The organism is Amycolatopsis sp. MEPSY49, assembly GCF_051337345.1.
In the GTDB taxonomy this organism is placed as follows: domain Bacteria; phylum Actinomycetota; class Actinomycetes; order Mycobacteriales; family Pseudonocardiaceae; genus Amycolatopsis.
Window position 1 is genome coordinate 18,773 of sequence record NZ_JBDLYJ010000028.1, and the last position, 9,400, is coordinate 28,172.

A 9,400-nucleotide genomic window follows, 5' to 3' on the forward strand; every position below is an offset into this window, starting at 1 on the left:
TCACCGGGGCACGGCGAGCGATTCGCCGACATCGATGTCATTTTTCCTAATTCTTGTCCTCCTTGTCTTCTTGACGCTCCCAGCGCGCGCGGCGGAAGCTTCCTGGCAACGTTGTCACCCACGCCCGAACGGAGTTCCCCCATGGCGGAGGAGTACGGCATCGCCGCCGATGTCGAGCCCGCGGAGGTGACCGCCGTTTCCCGGCGGCACGTCCTGGCCGCCGGGACCGGCCTGCTGGCCGGGTTCGGCCTCGCGGCCGTCCTGCCCGGGGTCGCGTCCGCCGCGCCCGCCGTCGCCGACGCGCAGGCGGCGACGACCGACCTCGCCCTGTTCCGCCCGGTGCAGGTGTCCTCGACCGCCTACGCCGCCACCCCGGCCGACTTCGCCGTCGACGGCCTCGCCCAGGTCGGCGTCAAGGGCTCCGGCTGGCGCGCCGCGGACGGCGACGGCCAGTGGATCGTCGTCGACCTGCAGGGCCAGTGCCGGATCGACTCGGTCGTCCTCACTTTCGAAGCCCAGCCCGGCGACCCCGCCTTCGACGCCGCCGGCTCCCGCAGCCACACCAGCGGCTTCGAGATCCTGTCCAGCTACGCCGTGTCGTTCGACCTCGACGTCTCCGGCGACGGCAAGGCCTGGCGCACCGTCCACCACACCGACGCCGGCACCGGCGGCGTCGTCACGATCCCGCTGCCGGCCGTCACCGCCCGCTGGGTCCGCTTCAGCGCCGGGAGCCGCTCGACGACCAACCCGCTGGGCCTCAACGGTTTCCAGGTCTTCGGCACCAGCAAGGACAACCGCCCGGCCGTCCGCGGCTGGACGAGCTTCCCGGTCCGCCCGCACGACGACCCGCCCGCGCTCGCCGTTGCGGCCGACGGCACCGTGCCGCTCGAGTCCGGCTGGGTCCTCACCATGGACGACTGGGCGCCCACGGGCGACGGCAAGGCGCTCTCCGGCGACACCGTCGACACCCGCGGCTGGCTCCCGGCGACCGTCCCCGGCACCGTCCTCGCGTCACTCGTGGAGCAGGGCCAGCTGCCCGACCCGGTCTCCGGGATGAACCAGCTCCACGTCCCGGAAGCGCTGTCCCGCCACGCCTGGTGGTACCGCCGCCGCTTCGCCCTGCCGCGCGGTCTCGACACCTCGCCGGGCCGGCACGTCTGGCTCGAGTTCGACGGCGTCAACCACGAAGCGCAGATCTGGCTCAACGGCGCGGAAATCGGCACCCAGAGCCACCCGTTCGGCCGCGGCGCGTTCGACGTCACGGCGGCGCTGCGCCGCACCGGCGACCAGGCCCTCGCCGTGAAGATCTCGCCGATGCCGCGGCCCGGCAGCCCGGGGGACAAGGGCGCCGACGGCAGCTCGTGGCGCGACGCGGGCAGCACCATGTTCGACAACTCGCCGACCTACCTCGCGGTGTCCGGCTGGGACTGGATGCCCGCGGTGCGCGACCGCGCGTCGGGCATCTGGGACCACGTCCGCCTGCGCTCCACCGGCGCGGCGGTCCTCGGTGACGTCCGCGTCGACACGAAGGTGCCCGACGCGAACACGGCCGAGGTGACGCTCACCGTGCCGGTGCGCAACGCCGCCGCGACCGCCCAGCGCGTCAAGGTCGGCGCCGCCTTCGGCCCGGTCAGCGTCTCGGCCACGGTCACCGTCCCGGCCGGGCAGACCACCGACGTCGCGTTCCCGAAGCAGGTGGTGAAGAACCCGAAGCTGTGGTGGCCCAACGGCTACGGCGACCCGAACCTCTACGAACTGACGCTGACCGCGGCGATCGGCGCGAGCACCAGCGACCGCCGGACGGTCAAGATCGGCCTGCGCGAGATCGGCTACCAATACGACCTGCCGATCGTCATCGCCGACGGCCGCGCGACCCAGACCGTCGACCTCGCGCCGCAGAACGCCCGGTTCGTCCGGATGCTGGGCCTCAGACGCGCCACGGGCTGGGGGTTCTCGCTGTGGACGATGTCCGTGCTGGACGGCTCGGGCACCGACGTGGCGCAGGGCAAGGCGGCCAGTTCGCTGTCGGTGGCCGACGGCAACCCGCCCGAACGCGCTTTCGACGGCGACCCGAACACCCGCTGGACGTCGGCCTACGAGGACAACCAGTGGCTGCAGGTCGACCTCGGCGCCGCGACGGCATTCGAGAAGGTGGTGCTGACCTGGGAAACCGCTTACGCGGCGACCTTCAAGATCCAGGTGTCGCAGGACGGCGACACGTGGACCGACGCGGCGTCGGTGGACAACAGCCCGAAGCCGCTGACCTTCCTCGTCAACGGCGTCAAGGTGTTCGCCCGCGGCGGCAGCTGGGGCTGGGACGAGCTGCTGCGCCGGATGCCGGCCGAGCGGACCGACGCCGTCGTCTCCCTGCACCGCGACATGAACTTCACGCTGCTGCGCAACTGGGTCGGCTCGTCCTACCGCCAGGAGCTGTTCGACGCCTGCGACAAGTACGGCATCCTGCTGTGGAACGAGTTCTGGGACGGCTGGTCGACCGACCCGGCCAACCACGATATCTTCCTCGCGCAGGCGAAGGACACCGTGCTGCGCTACCGCCACCACGCGTGCGCGACGGTCTGGTTCGGCTGCAACGAAGGCACCCCGCCGCCGGCGATCGACAACGCGCTGCGGGACATCGTCCACGACAACACCGACCTGCTGTACCAGGGCAACTCGGCGGGTGGCGTGATCACCGGCGACGGGCCGTACTTCTGGCAGGACCCGAAGCGGTACTTCACCGGTGAGGCGACCGGCGGCAAGTACGGGTTCTGGAGCGAGATCGGGCTGCCGACGGTGTCGGTCGTGGAGAGCATGCGCAACCTCGTCGGCAAGGACGACCCGGGCTGGCCGATCGGCGCGCCGTGGTTCCTGCACGACTGGTCCACGGGCGGCAACCAGTCTCCGCAGAGCTACCTGGCGGCGATCGACGCGCGGCTGGCGCCGTCGACGAGCCTGGCCGAGTTCTGCCGCAAGGCGCAGTTCGTGAACTACGAGAACATGCGCGCGATCTTCGAGGCGTGGAACACCAGGCTCTGGGCCGACGCGACCGGCGTGCTGCTCTGGATGTCGCACCCGGCGTGGCACAGCACGGTGTGGCAGACCTACGACTACGACCTCGACGTCAACGGCAGCTACTACGGCGCGCGCAAGGGCTGCGAGGCCCGGCACGTCCAGGCCGACCCGACGACGTGGCAGGTCCGCGTCGTCAACCACACGCCGTCGGCGCTCAGCGGCGTGACGGTCACCGCGCGGCTGTTCTCGTTGGACGGCGCCTCGCTCGGTGCTCCGGTGCAGCAGAAGCTGGACGTCGCCGCGAACGTCGGCACGCCGGCGTTCACCGTGCCGTTCGACGCCGGGCACCCGGACCTGCACCTGCTCCGGCTGACCCTGACCGACGCACGCGGCGCGGTGCTGTCGGAGAACACGTACTGGCGCTATCGCAGCGACACGGCCATGCGCGCGCTCAACCAGCTCCCGGGCGCACGCCTGACGTCGTCGTTGAAGGCCGACGGCGACGCCTTCACCGCGACGATCCGCAACGACGGCAGGACGGTCGCGGCGATGATCCGGCTGTCGCTGCGGGAGCGCAACGGCACCGATCGCGTCCTGCCGACCCGCTACGGCGACAACTACTTCTGGCTGCTGCCGGGGGAGAGCCGCACGGTCCGCGTCGAGCCGCGGCGGCGCGTGCCCGGCGCCCGGCTGCAGGTGGAGGCCTACAACGTGGCGGCGAAGCTGACGTCGTAACCCGATTGGTGCGGGCGCACGAATCCGAGACGTGAATTCGTCCCTTCCGACGAACTAGGCTGGCGGTGTCCCGCCTAGCTTCGGGAGGTGCTCGTTTCGGTGAACCTGCGCCCGCACGCCAGCCTCGGCCGCGTCCTCGACGACCTGGGCGGCACGTTGCTGGACCTCGTCCTCGGGGACGCCGACCGGCCCGGCGGCATCGGCGGCGTCGCCATCCACGACCCGCTCGACGAGCCCGCGCTCCCGCAGCACGCGCTGGTGCTGGGCGTCGGCCTCGCCGAGCCCGACGAAGTGGTGCGCCAGCTGCGCGTCCTGGCCCGCCACGACGCGGCCGGGCTCGTGCTGCGCGCCCCGGTCACGGTGACGGCCGCGATCACCGCCGCCGTCGAGGAGTCCGGCGTCGCGCTGCTGAGCTTGGCCCGTGGCGCGTCGTGGGCCCAGCTCGCGGCGATGCTGCGGTCGTTGCTGGCCGAGGGCGATGTCGGGGACGCCCAACCCGAGACCCTCGCCGGGCTGCCGTCGGGTGATCTCTTCGCCGTGGCCAACGCGATCGGGGCGCTGATCGACGCGCCGGTCACCATCGAGGACCGCCGTTCGCGCGTGCTCGCGTTCTCCGGCCGCCAGGACGAAGCCGACCCCTCGCGCGTCGAGACCATCCTCGGCCGGCAGGTGCCCGAGCGGTTCTCCCGGATGCTGGCCGACCGCGGCGTGTTCCGCGAGCTCTACCGCAGCGACCGGCCGGTGTACGTCGATCGCCCGCCGGAGAGCCCCGAGGGGTTCATGATCCCCCGCGTCGCCGTGGCGGTCCGGGCGGGCGACGAGATCCTCGGTTCGATCTGGGCCGCGGTGCGCGAACCGCTGACGCCCGACCGCACCCAGGCCCTGTGCGACGCGGCCCGCCTGGTGGCGCTGCACCTGCTGCGCGTCCGGGCCGGCGCCGACGTCGAACGCCGGCTGCGTGCGGACCTGCTGAGCACGGCGCTGGAAGGCGGGGCGGCCGCGCGGGAAGCGTTGAGCCGTCTGGGTTTGGCGGACCAGCCGGTGGTCGTGCTGGCGCTGGGGGTGCTGGAGAACGGCGCCGAGGACGCGGAGGTCGCGACCGAGCGCCAGCGGCTGGCGGACGGCCTCGCGATGCACCTGAGCGCGGTCCACCCGCGCTGCGCGGCGGCGCTGGTCGGCGACACCGCGTACGGGCTGGTGCCGGTGACCCGCGACGCCGACGGCGAACGCCGCGCGCTGCGGATCGCGAAGGACTTCCTGGACCGGGTGGGCGACCGCGTCCGGGCGGTCATCGGGATCGGGCCGGTGGCCCGCAGCGCGGCGGAGCTGCCGGAAGCCCGCGACAGCGCGGACCGCGCGTTGCGCGTGCTGCGCTCGGGCAGCGGCGCCGGCCGGCGGGTGGCGGCACTGGCCGACGTGCACGTCGAGGCGCTGCTGCTGGAGCTGCAGGACCTCGTCGCGGCCCGCGGCGACCGCCCGACCGGCCCGGTCGCGCGCCTGCTCGACTACGACGAGCAGCACCACGCCCACCTGGTCGAGACGCTGCGGGCCTGGCTCGACGCTTTCGGCGACGTCATCGCCGCGTCGGCCGCCGTGCACGTCCATCCCAACACGTTCCGGTACCGCCTGCGCCGGCTGGCCGAGGTCGGCGGTTTTGACATGACCGACCCGGAAGCCCGGTTCGCGGCCATGCTCCAGCTCCGCGTCGTGGCCCCGCCGGCGTCCTGACCTGTCCGAAATGTCGGTGATTAACTACCGACTTACGGCGCCCATGTGGTGACTAACCTACTTTCGACCGGTGTGCGACCCCTTCGGGGCATGTGACCCTGCTCGGACTTCACGACAGGTGATCAAGCTTCCACGGAGGTGTACCGGGTGTCACGCAAACGGGTCATCGCAGGGACGGCAGCGGTGAGCGCGGCCGTCGTCGCGGTGTCGCTGGCCACGACCGGCTCGCCGGCCTACGCGACCATCGCGCAGCCGTCGATGCACGCGCTGAACTCCCTCGCGATGCCGTTCGGCAGCGTCGTGCGGTCGCAGCAGGAGATCGGCGGCGTGCCGGTGTTCGGCGGCCAGCTGGTGCAGCTGCGCGACAAGGCGGGCGCGGTCGTCGCGACCCACGGCCGCACCACGAAGAAGACCACCGGCGCCTTCCCGGCGAGCGACGCCGGTGCCGCGGACGCCGCCATCGCGGACGTCGCCAAGCGCACCGGCCTCGCCGCCACCACGCTCAAGGCCGACGCGCCCCGCGCGTACTGGTACGACGCCACCCTCGGCGGCGCGAAGGGCGACGGCGTCGCCGTGCCGACCTACCAGGTCACCGTGCACGGCGCGAAGCTGGACGACAAGTGGACCGAGGTCGTCAAGGCCGGCACCCAGGACGTCCTGACGTCGTGGTCGGAGGTCCGCGAGGCCAACCGGGACGTCTGCGACGCCGACCACAAGGTGGTCAGCGGCAGCACCGCGTCGGTCCGCTGCGGGACCGCTTTCGCCGTCACCCGCGAGGAAGGCGGCGCCGAGTCGAGCGTCGCCGACGTCAACAACGTCTACACGTTCTTCGGCCAGGCCTCCGACTTCTACCGGAAGTACGTCAACGTCGACCTCACGAACCTGATCGGCGCCGACTACTCCGACGGCACCGGCAAGGCGCTGCGCGGCACCGTCCGGATCTGCGTCAGCGGCGAGTGCCCGTTCGCGAACGCCTTCTGGGACGGCGAGCAGATGGCCTTCGGCGAGGGCGTCACCACCGACGACATCACCGGCCACGAGCTGACGCACGGAGTCACCCAGCACACGTCCGGGCTGAGCGGCGGCCAGGCCGACTCGATCAACGAAGGCCTTTCCGACGTCTTCGGCAAGTTCATCGGCATCACCTCGAACGACCCCAACGACACCGGCGACAACCGCTGGCTGCTCGGCGCGGGCTCGTCGCTGGGCGCGATCCGCAACATGAAGGACCCGCGCTCGTCGCTCAAGCCGCAGCCGGACATGGTCAACGGCCCGGGCTGGGACACGAACAACCCGGACGAGCACATCAACGACGGTGTCGTCAACAAGGCCGACTACCTCATCACCGACGGCGACACGTTCAACGGCCAGACCGTCCGCGGCCTCGGCCTCGACAAGTCCGTCCAGATCTGGTGGGGCGTCGAGAACACGCTGACCCAGAGCGCCACGTTCAAGGACGTCGGCGAGGCCCTCAACTCCTCCTGCGCGGCGCTCGCCAAGGCGGGCACCGCGGGCATCACCGCCGACGACTGCACCCAGGTGGGCAACGCGGTGAAGGCCACCCAGCTGGACCAGGACCCCAGCTAGCCTCACATCCGGCGCCGAAGGCCACTCCGGGAAACCGGGGTGGCCTTCGGCGCGTAAATCCGGTTGGCGGCCCGGAAAGCCGCCGCTACGCTGCCCGGAGTCCGAGACCGCGTCGAACGAAGGGAGCCGGCCGTGCACGTCGCCGTCGTCTCCCGTCCGCGGTCCGAGGTGATCCTCGTGTCCCCGCGCCCCCGGTGCCTGCCGCGCGGCTCGCACCGGCACCCCGGGCCGTAGTCCACTGTGGACTGACCGGCCCGGGCGAATCGCGCTGCCCGACCGGATCGTCCGCAAAGGACCGCGCCATGCGGACGCACGACCTGACCACCGTCCGCAACCTGGGCATCCTCGCCCACGTCGACGCGGGCAAGACCACCGTCACCGAACGGATCCTGCACCTCGCCGGAGCCACCCACAAGACGGGCGAAGTCCACGACGGCACCACCGTCACCGACTTCGACCCGCAGGAACGCGACCGCGGCATCACGATCTTCGCCGCGGCCGTCGGCTGCGCGTGGCGCGGCCATCGGCTCACCATCGTCGACACGCCCGGTCACGTCGACTTCACCGCCGAGGTCGAGCGGTCGCTGCGCGTCCTCGACGGCGCGATCGCCGTGTTCGACGCCGTCGCGGGTGTCGAGCCGCAGAGCGAAACCGTGTGGCGCCAGGCCGACCGGCACGGCGTCCCGCGGATCGCGTTCGTCAACAAGATGGACCGCGCGGGCGCCGACCTCGACGCGGCCGTCGCGTCGATCCGGGACCGCCTGCACCCGGCACCGCTGGTCGTCCAGCTGCCGATCGGCCGCGAGGACGGCTTCACCGGCGTGGTCGACCTGGTGCGTCCGCCGGTGGACGCCTCGTCGGAGGTGCGACGGCGGCGCCGGGTGCTCGAGGAGGCCGTCGCCGAGCTGCACCCGGTGGCGCTGGACGAGTTCTGCGCCACCGGGACGATCTCGGCGGAGACGCTGGAGAAGGCCCTGCGGGAGCTGACCCTCAGCGGCGACGGGCTCGTCGTGCTGTGCGGCGCGGCCTACCGCGACCGCGGGATCGAGCCGTTGCTCGACGCCGTCGTGGCCTACCTGCCGTCGCCGCCGGACGTCCCGCCGGTGCGCGCCGACCGGCCCGCGGACCCGGCGGCGCCGCTGGCCGCGCTGGTCTTCAAGGTGGCGGCGACCGCCACCGGGCGGCTGACGTACGTGCGGGTGTACTCGGGAACGCTGCGGAAGGGAGACCAGGTGCGCGACGGCGACCGCGTCGACCGCGTCGCGCGGGTCCTGCGCGTGCAGGCCGACCGGCACGAGCAGGCGGACAGTGCGGTGGCCGGCGACATCGTGGCGCTGGCCGGGCCGAAGGCGGCCCGGGTCGGCGCCACGCTCTGCGCGCCGGACGCCCCGGTGCTGCTGGAGCCGCCGCCGACGGCGGACCCGGTGGTGTCGGTGGCCGTCGAAGCCCGCCGGGCGGGTGACGGCGACCGGCTGGCGTCGGCGTTGGCGCGGCTGGCGGAGGAGGACCCGTCGCTGGTCGTGCGGACCGATCCGGAGACCGGGCAGACGCTGCTGTCCGGCCTGGGCGAGCTGCACCTGGAGGTGGCGGTGGAGAAGCTGCGGCGCGACCGCGGGCTCGAGGTCTCGGTCGGCCGGCCTTCGGTGGCGCACCGGGAAAGCGTGGTCCGCGGGGTGTCCGGGCTGCTGTACCGGCACGTCAAGCAGGACGGCGGGGCGGGCCAGTTCGCCCACGTGGTCCTGGACGTCGAGCCGGCCGCCGAGGGGTTTGAGTTCGCTTCGGCGGTCATCGGCGGGGTGGTGCCGCGCGAGTACGTCCGCGCGGTCGAGGCCGGGTGCCGGGACGCCCTGGGCGAGGGGCCGCTGGGCGGGCACCCGGTGACGGGCCTGCGGGTGGTGCTGACCGGCGGGACGACCCACCCGAAGGACTCGTCGGACCTGGCGTTCCGGACGGCGGGGCGGCTCGGCCTGCGGGAAGCGCTGCGCGCGTGCGAGCTGCGGCTGCTGGAACCGGTCGCGGAGGTGGCGGTGACGGTGCCGGCCGACGCGGTCGGCGGCGTGCTCGGCGACCTCGCGGCCCGCCGCGGCCGCGTGGCCGCTTCGCAGGTCCGCGCGGGCACGGCGGTGGTGACGGCGACGGTCCCGGTGGCCGAGCTGTTCGGCTACGCGAACCGGCTGCGCAGCCGGACGCAGGGCCGCGGCACGTTCACCGCCCGCCCGTCGGGCTACGCCCCGGCGCCGTAACCGGATGCGGCCCCAGCGCCCCAATGGGGTTGTTTCATCCTGGTTGTGGCTGGTCAGGGTGCTGGGGTCCTGGTGGTTGCCTGTGGTGGCGCGAA

General features: G+C 72.8%; 4 protein-coding genes. All 4 read left to right on the forward strand.

Annotated features, from left to right (window positions below; translation table 11 throughout):
• Positions 1–141 precede the first annotated feature (141 nt).
• The 4 genes from ABFJ78_RS49920 (at position 142) to fusA (ending at position 9,305) form a co-directional block, all read left to right on the forward strand.
• Entirely contained in the window at positions 142–3,747 is a 3,606-nt protein-coding gene (locus tag ABFJ78_RS49920; protein ID WP_436394660.1) for a discoidin domain-containing protein, read from the forward strand.
• A gap of 87 nt (positions 3,748–3,834) precedes the next feature.
• The gene (locus tag ABFJ78_RS49925; protein WP_436394661.1) at positions 3,835–5,475 is read left to right on the forward strand and encodes a PucR family transcriptional regulator; all 1,641 of its coding nucleotides are present in this window, start codon (positions 3,835–3,837) and stop codon (positions 5,473–5,475) included.
• A 147-nt stretch (positions 5,476–5,622) separates the two neighbouring features.
• Complete coding sequence (locus ABFJ78_RS49930) at positions 5,623–7,062, forward strand: M4 family metallopeptidase (RefSeq protein ID WP_436394662.1); 1,440 nt, start codon at positions 5,623–5,625, stop codon at positions 7,060–7,062.
• A gap of 302 nt (positions 7,063–7,364) precedes the next feature.
• Entirely contained in the window at positions 7,365–9,305 is a 1,941-nt protein-coding gene (fusA, locus tag ABFJ78_RS49935) for an elongation factor G (RefSeq protein WP_436394663.1), read from the forward strand.
• The last annotated feature ends 95 nt before the right edge of the window (positions 9,306–9,400 follow it).